General features: G+C 38.6%; 19 protein-coding genes and 1 pseudogene. 13 read left to right on the plus strand and 7 right to left on the minus strand.

The features are described 5' to 3' along the window. Together E7L28_RS09835 and E7L28_RS02855 are read left to right on the plus strand one after the other, a co-directional pair. A pseudogene (locus tag E7L28_RS09835) lies at positions 1 to 83 on the plus strand (IS200/IS605 family transposase); the annotation flags it as partial. A 204-nt stretch (positions 84 to 287) separates the two neighbouring features. Beyond that, the gene (locus tag E7L28_RS02855) at positions 288 to 686 is read left to right on the plus strand and encodes a hypothetical protein (protein ID WP_316603993.1); all 399 of its coding nucleotides are present in this window, start codon (positions 288 to 290) and stop codon (positions 684 to 686) included. 54 nt (positions 687 to 740) lie between these two features. On the opposite strand, the gene rbsB is transcribed toward E7L28_RS02855, so the two are convergent. From rbsB to E7L28_RS02890, 7 genes are all read right to left on the minus strand, one after another. Beyond that, positions 741 to 1,643 carry a ribose ABC transporter substrate-binding protein RbsB gene (gene rbsB, locus E7L28_RS02860; protein WP_004694244.1) on the minus strand — a complete coding sequence of 301 codons (903 nt, stop codon included), beginning with the start codon at positions 1,641 to 1,643 and terminating at the stop codon, positions 741 to 743. Between the two features lie 9 nt (positions 1,644 to 1,652). Beyond that, positions 1,653 to 2,588 (minus strand): ABC transporter permease, encoded by a 936-nt coding sequence (locus E7L28_RS02865; protein ID WP_105097599.1) that lies wholly within the window; start codon positions 2,586 to 2,588, stop codon positions 1,653 to 1,655. Then, positions 2,588 to 4,069 (minus strand): sugar ABC transporter ATP-binding protein, encoded by a 1,482-nt coding sequence (locus tag E7L28_RS02870; RefSeq protein WP_316711424.1) that lies wholly within the window; start codon positions 4,067 to 4,069, stop codon positions 2,588 to 2,590. Before E7L28_RS02870 ends, E7L28_RS02865 begins: the two co-directional genes overlap by 1 nt. Before the next feature lie 153 nt (positions 4,070 to 4,222). Further along, a complete protein-coding gene (gene rbsD / locus E7L28_RS02875) occupies positions 4,223 to 4,636 on the minus strand; it encodes a D-ribose pyranase (RefSeq protein ID WP_004694238.1) in 414 nt (137 codons plus the stop codon). A 188-nt stretch (positions 4,637 to 4,824) separates the two neighbouring features. Then, on the minus strand, positions 4,825 to 5,715 hold the full coding sequence (rbsK, locus tag E7L28_RS02880) for a ribokinase (protein ID WP_004694236.1): 891 nt from the start codon (positions 5,713 to 5,715) through the stop codon (positions 4,825 to 4,827). A 320-nt stretch (positions 5,716 to 6,035) separates the two neighbouring features. Continuing rightward, positions 6,036 to 6,692, minus strand: a complete 657-nt coding sequence (locus E7L28_RS02885) for an NAD(P)H-binding protein (RefSeq protein WP_004694229.1) — start codon at positions 6,690 to 6,692, stop codon at positions 6,036 to 6,038. 108 nt (positions 6,693 to 6,800) lie between these two features. Beyond that, complete coding sequence (locus E7L28_RS02890) at positions 6,801 to 7,322, minus strand: cysteine hydrolase family protein (RefSeq protein ID WP_316603989.1); 522 nt, start codon at positions 7,320 to 7,322, stop codon at positions 6,801 to 6,803. A gap of 229 nt (positions 7,323 to 7,551) precedes the next feature. On the opposite strand from E7L28_RS02890, the gene E7L28_RS02895 reads away from it, so the two are divergent. From E7L28_RS02895 to hisD, 11 genes are all read left to right on the plus strand, one after another. Beyond that, positions 7,552 to 9,177 (plus strand): tryptophan transporter, encoded by a 1,626-nt coding sequence (locus tag E7L28_RS02895; RefSeq protein ID WP_316603988.1) that lies wholly within the window; start codon positions 7,552 to 7,554, stop codon positions 9,175 to 9,177. Further along, positions 9,170 to 9,982: an energy-coupling factor ABC transporter ATP-binding protein gene (locus E7L28_RS02900; protein WP_316603987.1), complete on the plus strand. Its 813-nt coding sequence runs from the start codon at positions 9,170 to 9,172 to the stop codon at positions 9,980 to 9,982. Before E7L28_RS02895 ends, E7L28_RS02900 begins: the two co-directional genes overlap by 8 nt. Before the next feature lie 9 nt (positions 9,983 to 9,991). Then, positions 9,992 to 10,660: an energy-coupling factor transporter transmembrane component T family protein gene (locus E7L28_RS02905; RefSeq protein WP_316603986.1), complete on the plus strand. Its 669-nt coding sequence runs from the start codon at positions 9,992 to 9,994 to the stop codon at positions 10,658 to 10,660. 277 nt (positions 10,661 to 10,937) lie between these two features. Beyond that, positions 10,938 to 12,353: an Eco57I restriction-modification methylase domain-containing protein gene (locus tag E7L28_RS02910; protein WP_316692111.1), complete on the plus strand. Its 1,416-nt coding sequence runs from the start codon at positions 10,938 to 10,940 to the stop codon at positions 12,351 to 12,353. Between the two features lie 6 nt (positions 12,354 to 12,359). Beyond that, positions 12,360 to 14,525 (plus strand): sensor histidine kinase, encoded by a 2,166-nt coding sequence (locus E7L28_RS02915; protein ID WP_316603984.1) that lies wholly within the window; start codon positions 12,360 to 12,362, stop codon positions 14,523 to 14,525. Next, positions 14,515 to 15,135 carry a hypothetical protein gene (locus E7L28_RS02920; RefSeq protein ID WP_024061558.1) on the plus strand — a complete coding sequence of 207 codons (621 nt, stop codon included), beginning with the start codon at positions 14,515 to 14,517 and terminating at the stop codon, positions 15,133 to 15,135. Before E7L28_RS02915 ends, E7L28_RS02920 begins: the two co-directional genes overlap by 11 nt. Then, entirely contained in the window at positions 15,128 to 15,778 is a 651-nt protein-coding gene (locus E7L28_RS02925; RefSeq protein WP_316603983.1) for an HNH endonuclease domain-containing protein, read from the plus strand. The genes E7L28_RS02920 and E7L28_RS02925 overlap by 8 nt, the downstream gene beginning before the upstream one ends. A 203-nt stretch (positions 15,779 to 15,981) precedes the next feature. Beyond that, positions 15,982 to 16,482, plus strand: coding sequence for a GNAT family N-acetyltransferase (locus E7L28_RS02930; protein WP_316603982.1), 501 nt, complete (start codon positions 15,982 to 15,984; stop codon positions 16,480 to 16,482). Positions 16,483 to 16,582: 100 nt separating this feature from the next. After that, complete coding sequence (hisJ, locus tag E7L28_RS02935; protein WP_316711425.1) at positions 16,583 to 17,446, plus strand: histidinol-phosphatase HisJ; 864 nt, start codon at positions 16,583 to 16,585, stop codon at positions 17,444 to 17,446. Between the two features lie 264 nt (positions 17,447 to 17,710). Further along, positions 17,711 to 19,312, plus strand: coding sequence for an ATP phosphoribosyltransferase (hisG, locus tag E7L28_RS02940; RefSeq protein ID WP_021147589.1), 1,602 nt, complete (start codon positions 17,711 to 17,713; stop codon positions 19,310 to 19,312). 143 nt (positions 19,313 to 19,455) lie between these two features. Next, entirely contained in the window at positions 19,456 to 20,733 is a 1,278-nt protein-coding gene (hisD, locus tag E7L28_RS02945; protein ID WP_316711426.1) for a histidinol dehydrogenase, read from the plus strand. Positions 20,734 to 20,814: the final 81 nt, after the last annotated feature.

A 20,814-nucleotide genomic window follows, 5' to 3' on the forward strand; every position in this document is an offset into this window, starting at 1 on the left:
ATCAGTTACAAGAAGATATAGCACAAGATACATTAAACTTTAAAGAATATACCGACCCGTTTACGGGTGAGCCGGTAAAATAGGCAAAATAAAAGCCCCCGAGTAGGGGGCAGCCAGTGGTAATAGAGTGGTTGTCAGATCATTCAATGCTCTCTTTAGAGGGCCACTACTAGAGAAAGACCCTTATAGGGTCAGAGCAAACCACCCGTTTTACGGGTGGTTATGATTTTTACATATAGTTACGTTATAATAAATGAAAATGTTACTATTTGTGGAGTGTGAATAGGATGTATGAAATCGTAAATGAACCCAATTTAATAATTGCTTTTGATATGGATACAGAATTATCTCAATTTGGTGTGTTTGGCGTATATATTAAACAGGGCTACAATATTTGTGCTGGGTACATTGACCCTAGTGACTGGTCTGGTATTCATACCGGATACAAAGAATTAGTTGCGCTATATGCGAATTGCAAGGGGACAGCCACCTTTACTTATGTATTAACTGAAGAAGGGGATACGCTTACATTCTCGTTAGATCAAAAGGGTGCTCTAACGATGGAGATTAACATCTGTACCATTTATAATTATAAATGTCATATGATTATTGAAAGTTTAGATCAAACATATTTGCCAAAGTTTATTGAGTTTTTCAAAGAATTTTTGGAACGAGAGCCAAAATAAAAAGAGTCGCATCAAAGGATGCGACTCTTTTTTGTACCCAGTTTCTATTTACAATTATTTTGTAACAACTTTAAGATCTACAGGGATTTTAGCTTCTACAGCTTCGCCTTTGATAACTTTTTGAGCTGTATCAATAGCGATTTTACCCATTTGGTCCGGTTGTTGCGCAATTGTTGCAGCCAATGTGCCGTCTTTAACAGCTTTGTCTGCATCAGCAGTACCGTCAAAGCCTACGATGAAGATTGTTTTGCCTGCGGATTTAGCTGCTTGGATAGCGCCTAATGCCATTTCGTCGTTATGAGCGAAGATAGCTTGTACATCAGGGTTAGCTTGCAAAATGTTTGTTGCTACGTTTAAACCTTTTGTACGGTCAAAGTCAGCACTTTGTTTTGCTACTACTGTTAAGTCTTTGTCAGCTACGTTGTGGAAACCTTGGCCGCGTTCACGTGTGGCGGAAGCACCAGGGATACCTTCGATTTCTGCAACTTTTGCAGCTTTGCCTACTTTTTCAGCGATAAGTTGAGCGGCCATTTCGCCGCCTTTTACGTTATCGGAAGCGATGTGAGCTACTACTTTGCCTTTATCAGCAGAGCGGTCAACAGTGATTACAGGAATGTTTTTAGCATTTGCTGCTTCTACGGAAGTAGAGATAGCTGCAGAGTCTACAGGGTTGATGATCAATACAGAAACGCCGCTTTCAAGTAAGTCGGAAATATCGTTTGCTTGTTTTGCAGGGTCATTTTGAGCATCAACGATTTTAACTTTAAGACCAAGCGCTTTAGCTTGAGCCTCAACGCCTTCCTTCATAGTTACGAAGAATGGGTTGTTCAATGTGGAAACAGAGAAGCCGATTGTGCCGGATTTTTTGTCGCCGCCGTTATCAGCGCTTTTACCACAGCCTGCTACAAGACCGATAACCATGATAGCCATCGCCAACAGTAACAATAGTTTTTTCATAGGAACCTCCTAGGCTTTCTTGCGGTCTGCAAGAACCGCCAATAAAATGACAATACCTTTTACAACTTGTTGATAGAAACTGGAAACGTCGAGAATATTTAACCCGTTGTTGAGGGTACCGATAATGAGGGCACCAATTAATGTGCCAACAATATGACCACGACCACCAGCAAGGCTTGTGCCGCCAAGAACCACCGCTGCAATAGCGTCAAGTTCATAGCCTGCACCTGCTGTCGGTTGTGCAGAGTTAAGACGAGAGGTGATGATTGCACCCGCGATACCACAGAGCATACCGGTTAAGGCATACACGAAGATTTTAACGCGGTCAATCTTGATACCAGCAATGTAACTTACCTTTTCACTACCACCTACGGCGTATGTTTTACGGCCTAAGGATGTGCGGCTCAATACGAACCAAAGGGCGATGAAAGCTAGGAACATTGTGATCGCTGGAACTGGAAGGCCTGCAATATCCCCTTGGCCAAAGCCGTGGAATAGAGGGTCTTGCGTAAGACCGGAGATTGGGTTACCGTCTGTGAATACTAGCGTCGCACCACGGTAGATTGTCATGGTCGCCAAGGTAGCGATAAATGGAGCTACGCGGCCATAGGTAATAACGAGACCGTTAATACCGCCCAATACAAGGCCGGCACCTGCGGCTAATACGATAGCTAATACAGGGTCAGTACCAGTTACGATGAGGTTTGCCATCACTGCACTAGAGAGGGCAAGGATGGAACCAACCGATAAGTCGATACCGCCAGTTAAGATGACGAAGGTCATACCGAAGGCGATAATTGCATTGATGGATACTTGGCGCAACAAGTTACGCAAGTTAGAGAATTCAAGGAAACTGTCGTTCATGACAGATATAATGATAAATAATAGGATGAGGCCGATGAGGGGGCCTAATTTTTTTACATATTGCAGAGCTTTGCTGTCCATTATTGTCCTCCTGTGGCTAATGTCATAATCGATTCCGGTGTTGCATCACTGCGGTCTAAGATACCTGCTACGCGCCCTTCATGAACGACCATGACGCGGTCGCTCATGCCCAGCACTTCAGGCAACTCAGAGGACACCATGATAATGGACACACCATCGTTTGTTAATTCGTTCATTAAATCGTAAATATCACGCTTGGCGCCGATGTCGATACCGCGCGTAGGTTCGTCCATGATGATAATAGATGGCTTTTTACCGACCCATTTCGCGATAACCACCTTTTGTTGATTACCACCGGATAGGGATGATGCAGGTTCGTGAATAGATTGTGTTTTAACGTCTAGTTTTTTAGACAATTCGTCAGCAAAGGAATTGAGTTTGCCCTTATCAAGTACATGAGAGGGGCAAATTTCGTCAAGATTAGGCAATGTAATATTGGAACCGATGGAGAAATCAAGAATCAAGCCTTCGCTCTTTCTATTTTCTGTGATGAAAGCAATGCCCGCCTTGATGGCATCTTCTGGTTTTTTACAGTTTAGAACGGAGTCGTTAACTGTTACAGTACCGCCTTTGTGTTTATCTACACCAAAAATGGCACGCATAATTTCTGTACGGCCAGCACCCATAAGGCCTGCTACGCCGAGGATTTCGCCTTTGCGCAAGGAGAAGGAAATTTCGTTGCCGAAACCTTCTGGTTTAAGGTTATCAACGCTCATGACTACTTCGCCTGGTGTTGTCGTACGAGCAGGGTAGAACTCGTCGATAGAACGACCTACCATGTGACGTACTACTTCATCTACAGAAATTTCTGCAGTTGGTTTTGTAATGATTGTGTGACCATCACGCATAACCGTTATGGTGTCACATTCGCTAAATACTTCTTCCATACGGTGAGAGATATATACGATAGCAACGCCGCGTGCTTTCATTTTGCGCATCATGTTGAACAATGTCGCCGTTTCACGCTCTGTGAGGGCAGCTGTCGGTTCGTCCATGATGACAACCTTTGCATCTAACATCAAAATACGAAGGATTTCCGTCATTTGTTGGTGACCAACGGAGCAAAGGCCTGCTTCTGTTGTGAGTGGCAATTCGATGCCTAGTTCGCGGCATGTGTTTTCAGCCTCAGTGAGCATCGCCTTTTTGTCGAGCATACCAAATTTGTTGCGCTTTGGTCTCATTAAATATAGATTTTCTAACAATGTTAGATTTGGCCAAATGTTAAGCTCTTGGTGGATGAAGACCACACCGTTTAGCTCGGCCTCTCTCGGGTTCGGGAAGGTTCGCTTTACGCCGTCGATGGTAATCGTACCAGCATCCGCCTTGTGAATACCGGTGAGGATATTCATGAGCGTAGATTTGCCGGCGCCGTTTTCGCCCATCAAGGCGTGAACTTCGCCCTCCTTGAGGGTAATACTTACATCGCGCAGTACTTGGTTTGTACCAAATGCCTTCGCAATGCCTGACATAACAATTTCCATAACTACTCCTATATGACTGATGAAAGTATCTCTTGATATATGTAATAGATTAGATGTTTAGATAATCTTTGAAAACTAAGCTATCTAATTTACATAAACTGATTTATAGGTTCAGTTCCTTAACGTATAAACTTAGTTGGTTAATCTATTATTTTAGGGACGATCGCTGAAAATACAATCGGCACGTAAGATAATGTTCGCATACGGAGATGTTTCACCAGTTCTAATAATGCATTTGCATTGTTTCGTGGCTTCTTTGAAAGCATCGTGGCTCGTTTCAATCCATTCGTATTGATCAGATGGGAAGGTAGACTCTAAGAAGGCGTAAGCCTTAGGATTATTTTCTTTAATTTCTGTTGCCACATGAATCGCTTCGGATTTCATATGTTTAGCGATGATGGATACTACTTGCTCAAAGCTAGGTACACCAAAATCCAAGGCTAAGTCGATTTTTTGAACCCCTTCAGGTACCGGTAAGCCACAATCAGAGATACAAATTGTATCTGTGTGACCAAGATCTGCCAAAACCTTAGCAATATGGCTATTTAAAATACCGTGTCGTTGCATAAATAACTCCTTATCTATTCCGATGACTAAGGCTTTAATGCCTTAGTCATTAACTCCCTTTGTTATATAGAGGACAGTTGCATTCATTGCTTGAAGAACGTATAGTTTGGATTGAATAGGCCTTTCAAAGCGACTTTGGCCCTGCGAAGGCAGACCCGGTCAGTGGAGCTTTGAAAGACCGGTTCAATCTATACGTGTTCTGCTAAGAATGCAGCGACCTCGTCTTTTGTTGGCATGCCACCTTGAGCCCCCAAGCGTTGGATGGAGAGGGCCGCTGCTGCATTGCCGTAGTGTAGAGCGTCGGCTAAGCTTTTACCATTAACGATAGCCGTTGCAAAGGCACCGTTAAATGTATCGCCAGCACCTGTTGTATCTACGGGCTCAACCTTGAAGCCAGGTACAATGTGAATTTCACCGTTATCGGCATATCCTACACCCTTGCTACCAAGGGTAACGATGATTTTGTTTTCGTTAGCTAGTAAAATCTCCTCTGTAGATTGATTAGGGTAGAGCGCAGATAACTCGTGTTCGTTTGGCGTAATATAGGTTGCTAATTCTAACCATTCCGAATCGAGGTCGGCTGCTGGAGCAGGATTTAAGAGGACTTTCACATTAGCCTCGTGACAACGACGAACGATGTATTCAATAGTTGGAATAGGAATCTCGTTTTGAACCATTACAAGATCGGCTTGCTCGATAGCAGACCAAGCGTTATCTACTACGGACTGGTCTACCTTAGCATTAGCGCCTGCAATCACGATGATGCTATTATCGCCTTCAGCTAATGTAATGTGTGCTGTACCGGTTGTAGTATTCGGTACCGTAACGATGTAATCTGTATTGATGAAATTTTCTTTTAAATTATCTATAATCATATGGCCGTATGCATCTTCACCGATACAGCCGACCATAGTGACCTCTGCACCTAGATGAGCCGCAGCCACCGCTTGGTTTGCTCCCTTGCCACCGTGAGCGATGTGCAATTCGTTGCCCATGATTGTTTCGCCTGCAGTAGGGCGTTTGTTCGCGAGGACTACAATATCCATGTTGCAACTGCCAATAACAACAATGCGATTCATAATAACTCCTTGATTCGCCTCTGCCCTAACTGGGACTAAAAATGACTATCATTTATTTTTATACATAAAAACTAGGGCGTTTTATACAATAAGTTGCATATATAAATATAATTGATAACCAAAAAGGCATTTGCTTTCACATACCTATAGTATATATTAATCATTTATTAGTATAGCGTAAATACGTGAGTTTATCTATATAAATATCTATAAAATGTAGGAATAAAAAAGGTATATCCAAAATCTATGTTACATGAGTAAAAATGTACTCTCTAGATCTTGGATATACCTTATTATTAAAGAATTAATATAGCTATATATTAGTGAAAGCTTGGTTTGTCATAGTGTGTACCTGGTTCACCTACGCCGATGCTTGTACGATGGAAAGGCGTTTCATCCGCAGCGTGTAAGATATCAAAGATGGCTTTTACCACTGCTTCGCGTGAAACTTGGGCATCGTTGAATTGAGCTCCTTCAGGGATGAGTTCGTAATCGGTTTTTTCGGGATCATTGTAGAGCCATGTAAGGCGCAAGATGGTGTAATTTAAGTTGGATTCGCGCAATACGTTGCGTGCTTGGCGCTCACCTTGAACATAGCTAATCGGCAAGTTGTCGAAGGTCCATTTTTCAAGTGCTACAGGGAATTCACCAGAAAGTCCAGCCATGGATACACCGATAACACGGCGTATATTTTTGCGGCTCAATGCTTTCACGATGGACGCCATATCACTGCCAGACTCCATAGCACCTACAAATACAACCTCCGCATTTGTTACAGCTTGTTCTAATTTACCAGGATTTTGGAACGAACCTTCAATCACTGTAACACGTTCATGGTCGATAATCTCTGGAGGTATACGTGTTTTCAACTGACGACCATATAATGTAATGTGCATATCTGTATATGTTAATAGTGTAGCAGTCAACTTTTGAGCTATTTGGCCCGCAGCTCCTAAAATCGTAATATACTTATACATAAAAAAGACCTCCTATGTTCGGGCATAAATATTTAATGAAATTTTAACATACATATATGACAAATACGTGAGAAAAAATTATAAAAATCTTTGTATTATTTTCGTAATTTAATTGATGCTTAACATTTCATTTGTTGTTTTTAGCTGTGCAAATCGATTCCGCCAAATCTTTTCTTTGTAAAAGGATAAGATTGTATCGGCGGATAGATGATTATTGTCAAAGGTTGAGATAGCATCTTCGACGATAGTGATATTATAACCATATTCAAAGCCTACTTTCACAGATGTATCAATGCAAAATTCCACTTGCATTCCTACGAATGTTACATCGGTAATATTTTTTCGGTTTAAATATTCCTTTAATTCAGTGTCCTTGAAGATGCTATTGTAATATTTATTGAAAATCTTTTCGTTTTCTTGCGGTTTTAATTCGTGATAGACTTGCCAATTATCGCTACCTGTTGCTAATAAGCCTTCATCTTCAGAATGCCTGATAAAAATGACTTCTATATTTTGATCTCTAAAATGTTGAATGATTGCTTTTGTATTTGAGATAAAGTTTTTGGCATTGTAAGGGTTTTCCTTAACTAAGCCTTCTTGTATATCGATTACGATTAATGCTTGTGCCATGATATATTTCCTTTTTTATTCGTAAATAAGTATCTATGCGCATTATATCATAAGTATATAACAAGAAAAGGAAGAAAGAAGTATCATAGATGTTGATAGTAATTTTAAAGGACGCTGTAAAATTTGATGTTAAATTTACTTGAAGTCCCTTGATAGTCTCTAGGCTTTCACAAATTCTCGAAGAATGATAAAATAAATCCATATATATTTTTATAGAAATGAGGCTATTATGGAACGGATTCAGGATCTTGTGTACACGCATGTGCAGGGTGGCCAGTTTAGATGGGTTACTGTTAGCACATTGATGCTCGCATTGGGCACAATTTTGCATTTGGTGAGCCCTAGTGTGGCTGGGGTAACGCCGAACTGGACGATTGCTACGTACTGCGTAGCTATTTTATTGACTCGTCCTAGTTTGAGTCAAACCTTGGGGATTGGCCTCGTGGCGGCCCTCATCAATGTATTGACGTCTAAGTCAGCGTTCCCTTACGGCAACTTGTTGTCTGAGCCAGGTGGTGCTTTGACGGCGGCTCTCGTAACGCGTGCTATGTTGTCCGTGAAGTTCCGTAAAATTGGTGGTTTTGATTTAACTCCTGTCGTGTCCGGCTTTTTAGCAACTGTTGTATCTGGGGGTATCTTTGTTACTATTTTGTGGCAAGTGCTTGGGTTGCCAAATAATGTGTACATGTATGGTATGTGGCCATTGGTACTCATCGTAGGTGCCTTGAATGGTGCCATTACGCCAATTTTGTATATTCCGGCACAACGTCTATTTTCTAAACGTGGCATGTTGCCAAATGCGGATCAATTGACATCTGACCATAGTCGCTTGACTATCTTGCCTGAGCGCCAAGCTAAAATATCCATTGAGCACGTTAATTACTATCATCCAAAGGCGACTACACCATCCCTTGAAAACATCAATCTCGATGTGCATGAGGGGGATTTCCTCGTTGTCACAGGTACTGCAGGTTGTGGTAAAAGCACCCTTTGTATGGCGATGGTAGGTGCGGTGCCTAAATTCTATGGTGGACGCTTAGAAGGCATGGTTTTTGTAGATGGTCATGCGACCACACAAATGGAAATCCCAGAACTAGCGAACCATATCGGTGTAGTTCTCGCCGATTACGATACACAGCTCGTAACGATGACGGTTCGTGAAGAAGTGGCCTTTGCCATGGAAAACCGTGGTTACGACCGTGAAACGATTACCTCTCGCTCTCAAGAGGTGTTTGAACAAGTTGGTCTTGTGGGATTAGAAGACCGCAAGATTACAAGTTTATCTGGTGGTCAACGCCAACGTTTGGCTATCGCTTCTGTATTGGCTACGAATCCAACCGTACTTGTTCTTGATGAACCGACTAGCTCCCTTGATCCAGATGGGACCGCCGAATTATATCGCCTCGTAGGTGATTTGAACCAAAAGCACGGTATCACCGTTGTCGTTATCGACCATGATTTGCATGCTGTATTGCCGTACGCTAACCGCATGGCTCTCATGGTGGATGGCTCTATCGCATGTGATGACGATGTACCTACTACGCTTCGTTACATGTACGAGCATAACATTCACGTCGATGCATTGCCATCCGTGTTTACTACGTACATGGAACTTGAACAAGCCGGTTTCCACAGTGATGAACCTTGGCTCAGCATCGAGTCTGCTATCAAGGGCTTGCATCAAATTGAAATGGCTCATGCTATTCAAACCGAGGTACATGGTAAAAGCAACTCTCCAGCTAATCAAAGAAATATAGTAGATAATCTTGCTGATCATTCTAATATAGTAGAAAATAGACAACCAGTTCAACGTGTTGATGATGTACCAGGAAAGGACGGTGGCGCTCATGCTTAAGGTTGAAAACATTCGCTTTGGCTATGTGCCATCCGTAGATATTTTCCGAGACGTGACTTTTACCATCGAAGGGGGCGAATATATCGCCATCGGTGGTCGTAATGGTTGCGGTAAAACGACCATTACTCGTTTGCTCGTAGGCCTCGAAAAGGCTAGCGAAGGCCGCATGTATTATAACGGTAGGGACATTACGTCCATGCCGCCGTCTAAACGGGGGCAATTTATCGGCTATGTATTCCAACAGCCAGATCGTCAAATGTTTAGACCCACTGTAGCCACTGAGGTTGCCTTTGGCCCTGAGTCTTTGGGTCGTACTAAATCCGAAGTGAAACGCATTGTTGATGAAGTATTGAAACGTACAGGTATTGCCCACTTGCGTGAAGCATACCCGCCGACATTGCGTCGTGGTGAAAAGCAACGCGTAGCCATTGCTTCCGCGTTGGCTATGAAGTCTAAAATCCTCATCCTCGATGAGCCAACAAGTGGTCAAGATGGTAGGGAAACAAAAGAGCTACTAGCATTATTGCGTCAGCTCAATGCGGAAGGTATCACGATCCTTCTCATTACTCATGATATGGAAATCATGGCTAGCGAATGTAGCCGTGCTATCATCATGGGCAACCAAACCGTAGCCTTTGATGGCAGTCCAGAAGAATTATTCAAAAAGTCTACGGATGAATTGCAAGATTTAGGCCTTACGAAACCGCCAAGTGTGGAACTTTCACTAGCGGTACCATCCTTGGGCTATTGTAAATCTATGGATGAATTGAAATCTAAGTTAGTGGCTCAATTGAGCGGAAAATAGGAGGGACATATGGAACGTTTAGTACCGTTAACAAAAATCTTGATGACCCTCGCCGTATCCGTGTGGGCCATCCTGTTGCGCGATTGGGTATCGCTATTGGCATTAGTCGTAGTAGAACTTGGTATATTGTTTGTAGCAGGGTTGCTGTTCAAACAACACAAAGCAGTGTTAGCATTAACTAGCTTTGCTGTATTCCTTGGTCTCATCCAATTCCTCGGTAGTGGCGATGTAACTTCTGCCATCGTATCTGGCTTGCGAATGCTCGCTATGACACTTGTGTTCATTGGACTGTTGGCAACTACAAAATTGCAAGATCTTACAGCTGCACTCGTAACACAGTGCAAAATTCCTTATGAATATGCATTTATGTTCACTGCTGCTCTTCGCTTCGTGCCTGATTTCATTGCTGAAAGCCATGCTGTACAAGAGGCTCAAGCCTGCCGTGGTTTGTCTTTAGAAGGTAACTTCATTAAACGAATCAAATCCTATGCGTCCGTTATCCAACCATTACTGCTAAAATCCTTGGGACGCTCCGAAACAATGGCGTTGTCCTTGGAACTACGCGGTTTTGGTGGCCCAACACACAGCTTTGCTGCCTCTGTAGGCTTGAAAACAATTGATTACGGTGTTATTGCAGGTCTTATAGCCATCAGTTTGTTATTATTTATTTATATTTAAAGAAAAACACTATCAGCTATTATATAATCGGTTCTTTTTAACCTTAGCAATATATTAGTTTGATAGTGTTTTTATTCGTCTCTTAACTATCAACTCTATAACCTTTAATCTTATGAATGAATATGAAATAAAATGAAAGACTTTTAGTTTATGAATTTAAATGTTTTATGTGTGTAAAGATAATTTATAATCGTATATAATGTAATTAGCTAAATTTAGATGGGATATTTGTATTTTTATTATTTCATGAACTAGTTGGAAGGAGAATGATTGATAAATGTATACAAAGTGTCAGGTTTTTACTCCTAATAACTATGTCCATGAACTATTAGATTCGGTTTCATATACTGAACATCTATACGGATTAAAACTTCTAGAGAATTCTTGTGGGGATGGTAATATTTTAAAAGAAGTTGTTCGTAGATATATTATAGATGCAATAAAGCAAGGCTATTCTAAGAGACAAATAGTAACTGGGCTAGAATCAGATATATATGGATATGAAATTGATAAAAAACATTATAATAAATGTATTGATAATCTAAATCAAATTGCTATGCAATTTAATTTACCTAATATTCGGTGGAGTATATTTAATCAAGATTATTTATTTTCAAATGTAGAAATAAAATATGATTATATAATTGGTAATCCACCTTACTTAAATTATAGTGAGATAGATAAATCAAACCGATTTAATTTGAAAGAAAAATTCGAAACATGTAGATTGGGAAAATTTGATTATTGTTATGCATTTATTGAAAAGAGTCTTACAGAGTTAAATGAACGTGGGAAGTTTTCATATTTGGTTCCAGGAAGTATATTTAAAACTGTTTTTGGTAAAGCTCTACGTGATAAGATTAAGTGTAACTTAGTAGCCATAAAAGATTATAAATGTTTAGATATTTTTAATGGTGCATTAGTAAAATCGGTAATCATTATCTTAGATAATTCTTATAACAAAGAAGTAATTAATTATATAGATATATCAAATAAAATACAATTTGATATAGAAAAAAAATCACTTCAAGAAAAATGGATCTTTTCAAAATATAAGTCAATCTCAACTAAAAGATTTGGAGATTATTTTAAAGTGTCAAATACTATTGCAACACTATATAATAAAGCTTTTGTTATAAAAAATATAGATTTAGAAAAATATAAATATGTCATTAATAATATTAAATTAGAAGAGAGTTTAATTAAGCCGGCATATTCACCTAAAAGTTTAAGATATGGCAAAAGAGAGTTTATAATCTTTCCTTATCTTATAAAGCGAGGCAAGATTATAAGAATGACAGAAATCGAATTTCAAGAAAGATTTCCTGGGATAAGAAATTATTTAACTCTATATGAAGATAAATTACTTGGTCGTGATAGAGATAAAAGTTGCAAATGGTTTGAATATGGACGGTCACAAGCTCTAGGGCTAGTGAATAAAGAAAAATTGTTAATTTCAACAATTATTACTAATACTGTATTAGTATACTCATTAAAGAGACAAGATATACCTTATTCAGGATTAATTATCACAAAGTTATCAAATTCAGGACTATCATTATCAATAGCTAAAAAGATTCTACAAAGTAGAGATTTTTTTAATTACGTTAGAAGTATAGGTGTTCCATTAAATGGAAACTCAGTTAGAATTACATCTAAAGATATAGAGAATTTTACTTTTAGGGAGATTTAATACAGTATGAATAAATTAACCTATACAATTGAGGATCATGTTATTGCTAAAGTATTAGGCATACAGAACTTTACAACTGATGAAGCTGCTGTTTTAGAGTTAGTTAAGAATGCTTATGATGCTGGCGCTACAAAAGTAGATTTAAGTTTTTTTGAATCTTCATTAGTCGTTAAAGATGATGGAAAAGGAATGTCATTAGAAGATATTAAAAACTTATGGATGCATGTAGGTAAGAGTGATAAGGGTTATTTAGAAGTAGATCAAAATAATGAGAATCGTATATTATCTGGCAGTAAAGGCATTGGTCGTTTTGCATTAGCTCGATTAGGGGCTCGTGTAAAACTTTATAGTAAGAAAAAATCATTTGAAACTGTAAAGTGGGAGACAGACTGGGATGAAAGCTATGTAGAAATAGAAGAAAATAAGTCTGATTGGTCGAATGGGACAGAAATACATATATATGATTTAAGAAGTGTGTGGGGAAAGCGAAGATTAGAACAGCTTAAGGTATTTTTGGAGAGAACATATAATGATAGTAAGATGTCTATTAGGATAATTAGTGAGAATTACAATGTCACTTTGTCTAATTATTTTCCAAAGCCTGAGGTTGGCATAAATTGTAAAAGTTATATTCATTTAGATATAAAATCTGGGGAGTTATTTGTTAATGTTAAGAGTGATGAGTTTAATGATTATGCTCAAGCCTTTCTTCCTGATATAAATATTAAAGAATTTGAATTCAAACAAAATATTAATGTCTTATTAAGTAACTGGGATAATGATGAGAGAGACTCTATAGATGAGGGGGATATTAATAAATTAATAGATGAGTTAGGCGATTTTAGTGCTGAATTCTTTTTTAACTTTAAGGCATCAAAGAATGATAAAGCTAAATATGAATATAAGTATACTGTTACTGATACAGTTCTTTCTAAAGGAATTGTTCTTTATCGTAATGCTTTTAGTTTATCTTCATATGATGGAAATAAAGATTGGTTGAATTTAAATGCTCGTGCTCGTAAATCTCCGGCGGCTGCGACGCATGAAACAGGTGCATGGCGCGTTAGAGAAAATCAAATAGCAGGATTCGTTTGTATTGATAAAGAAGAAAATCCTTTATTACAAGATTTGTCAAATCGACAGGGATTAGACGAAAATATTTATTATCATCTTTTAGTTGAAGTTGTCTCCCTGGGGTTAAAGGAATTTGAACGTTATAGACAGTCAATCATTAGAGCCATAAAAAAACATAAAGAAAGTGAGCAAGGTGTATCGTCTAAGACGGATAATATAATTACTAAACTGTTGAGCAAAAAATGTAAAGTACAAGAATTATCCGATATAGAAGAGAAACAGTTGCTATCAGAAATTCAAGACCTTAAAAAGTCGCTTAGAGCTAGGATCGGGACTGAAAGAGAGACACAAGCTCGATATGAATATGATGTGAGATTATTGAATGTTCTGGCTACTATAGGTATGAAAGTAGCGACTAGTGCCCATGAAATATATAATGATAGAAATCACTATATATTGTCGTATGATAATATTGAAAATGCATTGAAAGATTATGATATGTGGGATATCCTTCAGACACCAGAGTATACTAGAATTAGTACTAAAAATATACCTAAAATCATTGAAAAAGGTAGAAGTTCAATGAAGCGTATTGTTAGAATAATTGATACTGTATTACAAAAAAGTGAAGTTCAACGATTTATTCCTAAGAGTGTAGATTTAAAGGGGTTAATAGAGGATATTGTTAGACAGTGGAAAACTGATTATAATAGGGTTAATTTTAATTTAGATATTCAAAATGGTATTATACTTAATTTATCGGATGATGTATTGGGGACAATTTTTGATAACTTAATATTAAATTCCATTCAGCAAAATTCTGGAAATGTGATAATCACTATTAAGGTACTTGTAAAGAATAATACAATTCAATTTAATTATCATGATAATGGTAAAGGATTAGCAAAAAAGTATTTAGTAAGACCTAGATTAATTCTTGAACCACATGAGTCAACACGTAATGGTGGACATGGCTTGGGAATGTGGATTGTATATAATACTATATTATCCTTACGAGGAGAAATAGACTCTATTGATGGTTATAATGGCTTTAATATTATATTTCATATAAGGGAGATGAGTAGTATTGGAAATTAAAATTTGTTATATAGATGATAATCTTGATCCTTTTCTTGTTAGTTATTTAGATAAATCTGTGTGTAATTGTCCAGATTATAAGTATGAAGAGTATGAAGTAAGACCCTCTTTGTCGTATAATGATTTACTTGAGAACGAAACAATTAATATGTCGGATATTTTAATTATTGATTCAAGGCTATTTGAAGAAGTTGAATATACAGAGAATACTTTAACAGGTGAAGAACTTCGTTTTATTATACGAAAAGTGTTTCCATATAAAGAGGTTCTGGTTATAAGTCAAAATGATACAAGTGAATATGATATAGAATCTAAATTTAAACCTTCAAGTCCACTAGAGAATAGTAGCTTTGAGGTGTATGAAAAGGAAGCTAAGCTGTTTTATGATAAAAGGCTCCTTCCTAAAATTAAAGACTGTAGAGAATCAATAGAAGCTACTAAAAATATATTTGATAGAATAAGTAATAAAGGCTATATGAATAGTAGTATGTTATTAGAGCAGATTAGAGATACAATTGATGGAGATAATAACTATACAGAGTTAAGTAAAGAAGATATTGACAACTTGATTAATAATTTTACTAAACTGAGAGAGGAACTAAATGTGTGAGGATTACAGACTAACTCGTTATTGTGATGATTATCATGATATTAATGAGAGAAAGCAAAAGCTTGAAGCTTTGATAAAACGAGAGTGTCCACATACACGAATAATTTATAATAAGATTAGAGATCGTGGATTGTACTATATTCGTGAGTTTATGCAAATCTATAATTCTCGGTGTGCTTATTGTGGTGTTTCTAATCGTGTGTTGACAAATGTTCATTTATTTGAAGTTGACCATTTTATTTGTGAGTCTTCATTTTCTGGTTCATCTAAAGGTGTAGATTCTGGATGTATTTCTAATTTGGTATTATCCTGTAAATGTTGTAATCGAGATAAAAGTAATTTCACATGGCCAATTGAATATAACAAATTACTTCATCCTGATGCGGGCAATCTTAAACATCTTTTTGTAAGAGATAATGGTTATTATATCCGTATAGCTAAGACCTATGAAGATGATAATGTAATTTTAGGGTTTTATAGGCAATTGAAACTTGGAAGTCAAAAAAGAAGACTTGATTACCTTTTAATTGAAATGATTGGTTTACAAGAGCATTTGGTTGAGAAAAATCCGAATTTTAGAAGGTTAGATTTATTAAAAGAGTGTATTGATTTGCTGTCAAGAAGGCGGAATGATATGTATTAATTTATATTTTGTGTGGATAAAATATAAATTAGATTATATAAAGATATTATTAAGTTAAGAATATGATAATATTTAAAGTTTTATAGTTTATACCTAAAATAGTAGAGGGAATCTTTTTATCTTTATATGTTAAAGAGATTCCTTTTATAATATTTAAATGTTTACGAAGGATTAAAATAGCTTTTAATTATAATAGGTTTTTTATGAGCGAATTAGTAATACGACCAATTACAAAGGATGATATAGCTTCTTGTTTAACTATTTATAATTACGAGGTTGTAAATGGTGTAGCAACGCTTGATCTTGAACCGCGCACGTTGCCAGAATGGCAGGAGTGGTATGCAATTCATCAAACGTCTGAGCATTGTATTTTTGTAGGTGTTGTGGATGACGTGGTGGTAGGCTATGCATCGCTTTCACCATATAGAACAAAAGATGCTTTCAAAAGCACCGTAGAATTATCTATTTACATCCACCAAGATTATCGTGGTAAGGGCGTAGCATCTAAGTTGATGGCTCATATTTTAGAGCATGCTAAAGCGACTGACACATTACACACCGTGGTGTCCGTTATTACTGCAGGGAATGCGGCAAGTACAGCGCTACATGAACGATTTGGATTTACCTATTGTGGTTTAACGCCTCAAGTTGGATTCAAACATGGTAAATATCAGGATACCGAAACATACGCATTATTGGTATAATAATTAGTATAGTAAAATATAGAAATTAATACGTTATACTAATGATGTATAGATTATAGATAAGGGTTCGCCAGGGGTTAGGGCGAATAGGGGTGATTGAATGAACATGAAAGATGAACGGCAGTTCGTTGGATACAGTAAGTATCGCAGCCGTCTCGTGGACGGTCATGTGCATACGGAGTTGTGTCCACATGGTAGTGGTGACCGAACTGCGATGATGATAGAAAAGGCCATCGAGTTGCGCATAGAAAAGGTATGCCTCACAGAACATGCACCATTGCTAACAGCTTTTGCTGCTGAATACGGTGGCGACAAAAAGGCCTATGATACAGCGTCTTTGAAACTAAATCAAGTTGATGCCTATTTAGAGCTAGGACGTCAATTACAACGCGCGTATGGCACACATATCGATATCTCCCTCGGTTTTGAAGTCGATTATATTCCGGGTTTTGAATCAGATATTCAAGAGTTCTTGGATCGTTATGGTTCGTTGACGGATGATAATATTTTATCCGTTCACTTTATGGAAGGCGTTAATAATGCCTTTTACTGCTTAGACTACAGCCCTCAAGAATTTGAAAAAGGCTTCGGGCCGTGGATTGAAAAGCAATATGAGTTGTACTACAAGTATTATTCCACAGTGCGCCAAGCCGTGCGAGCTGACCTCGGTGAATATACACCTAAACGCATAGGTCATTTTGATTTGATAAAAAAATATCAACACCACTTTGGCTTTGAACGGCATTTAGATCGTCGCAATGCGCAAGTGGTGAGCGATATTTTGCATATCATGCGCGTCCAAGGTCGCGAACTAGACTACAACATGAGCGGCTTCTTCAAACCAGACTGCCGTGAAATGTACCCAAGCCGTTTCATCCAGGGCATGGCAGCTATCATTGGGGTGCCATTTGTACTGGGATCTGATGCACATAGTGTAGCAGATATAGAAAATGTTTGGGGATAGCATCAAATCATTATTATAGTAAATACATGAAATTATAACGGTTCTATTGACAATTCTATAGAACCGTTATATTATAATTTCATACTTTAATAAAGTAAAGCGATAAAATAGAAAAGCATCGATATAGGTAAATTTTTTCTCATAATAAACTGAATAGCCAGATGACTTAAACCGTCATATAACTTAAATGGTTAATACAGATGATATATAGCTTTCAAAAATATGAGAAATGATATAAATGAATTGATAGAAAGGATGTTTACGATGGTACAGCAGCAATTACCTACTGGTTTCCGTGATGATATAGGGATCGTAGCAGAGCGTAAGGATGATGTGAGTCAATATGTGCTCGGTCTTTGTCGAAATCGTCAATACACAAAGATTTCTACGCCTCTCGTAGAGTACAAAGATGTATTCAATGGCTATGCAATGGGGCGCGGTCAACATATGTACGAATTCATGGATAGTTCTGAAGTATCCGTCGTAATTCGTCCCGATTTGACTATGCCTATCGGTCGTTTCTTGGCGACTACTAATATTGAATTGCCTCGCACGTTCTATTACTTGGGCGATGTGTTCATGAAAAATAAAAAGCACCGCGGCGATGTGAACCAAGTGACGCAAGGTGGTATCGAGATGGTGGGCTATGATGGGATTGAGGCAGAGCAAGAGTGCTTCAAGATCATTAAAGAGGTAAATGAAACTCAGCTAGGTGGTAGCTTGTTGCTCGAAATTGGTGATGCTCGATTCTCTCGTGCTATCACCGATGCGCTAGGGCTCAGTGATGATGAAAGAACAGAACTTCTCGAGACTTTGTTCACCAAATATTTACCTCGTTACAACGAGTTGATTGCTGACTTTAAAAATAGTGCGTTGTTCCCATTCCTCAATGTGTGGCCTCGTTTATTTGGTACGGTTCAAGATATCAAGGATGAGCTGAACCAAATCATCTTGCCTGCAGCGGCGCAGCGCATTTTAGATAATCTCGTAGATATGGCAAACCAAGTGGAGCAAACAGGGCAACAGGTTCGCATCGATGTGTCTACAGAACCGCCTCAATCTTATTACACAGGGATTACCTTTAGAGGTTATGTGGACGGCGTGTCTCAATATATCGTCAGTGGTGGTCGTTATGACGGACTGTTATCTAGCTTTGATGGTACACCGATGCCGGCTGTGGGGATGGCTTTCAACATTGACGTTTTGACTGAGATTACCTTGCAAGGTGAAAGCAAAGTTCAGGATAACGATACATTACGCATTGCTCTTACGAAGGGGCGCGTAGAAAAGGATTTTATTCCACTCCTAGAAGCATGTGGCGTTGATTGCGAGCCATTACATAATAAGGCGCGTAAGCTCATTATCTCTTTGGGCGATTTTATGGAGGTCATCCTTGCAAAGGGGCCAGATGTAACGACGTATTTGAAAAACGGCGTTGTGGACCTAGGTATCGTCGGTAGCGATGTTCTAGATGAACAAGACGATACGAGCTATGAAATGCTTGATTTACAAACGGGTAAATGCCAATTCATCTTGGCGTCCTTAGCAGGCTATGACCCTAAAGAAGGCCGTCGTCAACGAATTGGTACGAAATATCCAACTGTTACAAAACAATACTTTGGAGCTCAAGATGTAGAAATCATCAAAATTGAAGGCTCCGTTGAGCTGGCTCCACTCGTAGGGCTAGCTGATGCTATCGTAGACATTACGGAAACGGGTACAACTTTGCGTGAGAATAATTTAGAAATTTTCGACTGGTTGCAGCCAATTTCTACACGTTTAGTGGCAAATCCATTAGCTTTAAAACAAAAGAGAAATACTATTTTTAAACTCATTGATCAGCTTTCAGAAGCAATTAATAAATAAGACGTAGAGTGAATCATATATCCGGCTAGTAAGATTTAGGATTAATAGCAGATAAAACTATTAATATATGGAATGAATAATAGAAAATGAATAATAGATCTAACTAGCGATACTGATAGCTCAAGAAGGAAGAAGGACGACAGATGAAAATATATAAGGAATCACTAGAGGCGATGCTCGGTATCGTACGTGATTATACACAGCAAACTACAGATATGGAAATTGAACGTCGTGTGTACGATATCATTGCTGATGTCCGCACTAACGGTGATGCAGCGCTCAAATCGTATTCTGAAAAATTTGACGGTGTTTCCATTGAAGATTTCAAGGTGCCTCAAGAGGAAATCGACGCAGCTTATGAGTCTTTATCTGATGATTTGAAAGCCGCATTATTAAAGGCAAAGGCGAATATTACAGAATTCCACAGCCGTGAAATCGAGCAGGGTTTTGTGGATATGGATACACCGGGTATCATCCGTGGTCAAAAGGTCATTCCTTTGGCTCGTGTTGGTCTTTACGTTCCTGGAGGTACAGCCGCGTATCCTTCGACCATTATCATGACTGCTTTGCCCGCAAAGATTGCAGGCGTAAAAGAAATCATCATGGTTACGCCGCCTCAAAAGGATGGCATTAATCCTGCCGTATTAGGTGCTGCAAAGCTTGCCGGCGTTGATGCGGTATATCAAGTGGGCGGTGCCCAAGGTGTGGCGGCCCTCGCTTATGGTACGGAAACGATTCCAAAGGTAGATAAAATTGTAGGTCCTGGCAATATTTACGTGGCTACGGCGAAACGTCAAGTATTTGGCCAAGTCGATATCGACATGATTGCGGGCCCAAGTGAAATCGGTGTTATCGCCGATGACAGCGCAAATCCAGTTCATTTGGCAGCAGACTTGTTATCTCAAGCAGAACATGATCCTCGTGCACGCGCTATTATGGTGACTACTAGTGAAAGTTTAGCAAATGCCGTATCTGATGAGGTGGAACGTCAACTTAAATTGTTACCTCGTGAAAGCATCGCTCGTCCAGCTATTGAAAACAACAGTTACATTGCTATTATGGACAGCATTGAAGACATGTTCACGGTGATGAACGAAGTGGCGCCAGAGCATTTGGAAATCCAATTGCCGGATCCAATGAACTATATGAGCCTCGTTCAAAATGCAGGCTCTGTATTCCTTGGCGCTTATGCGTCTGAGCCGTTGGGCGATTATGTAGGTGGTACAAACCACGTATTGCCTACTAGTGGTACGGCGCGATTCTCGTCTCCGTTAGGCGTATATGATTTCGTGAAACGTACATCTTTCACACAATTTACAAAAGAACGTTTAGAAGAAGTGGCAAAACACATTACTACATTGGCTCGTACGGAAGGTCTCGAAGCGCATGCTCGTGCCATCGAAGTACGATTTGAAAAATAGATTATAAAAAATATTAGAAAATAGATTTGGCATCTATATTTATATGTGTATTTAAAATATACAGTGAAAATATAGATTAGA

Origin of the sequence: Veillonella parvula, assembly GCF_032575955.1 — a bacterium.
In the GTDB taxonomy this organism is placed as follows: domain Bacteria; phylum Bacillota; class Negativicutes; order Veillonellales; family Veillonellaceae; genus Veillonella; species Veillonella parvula_J.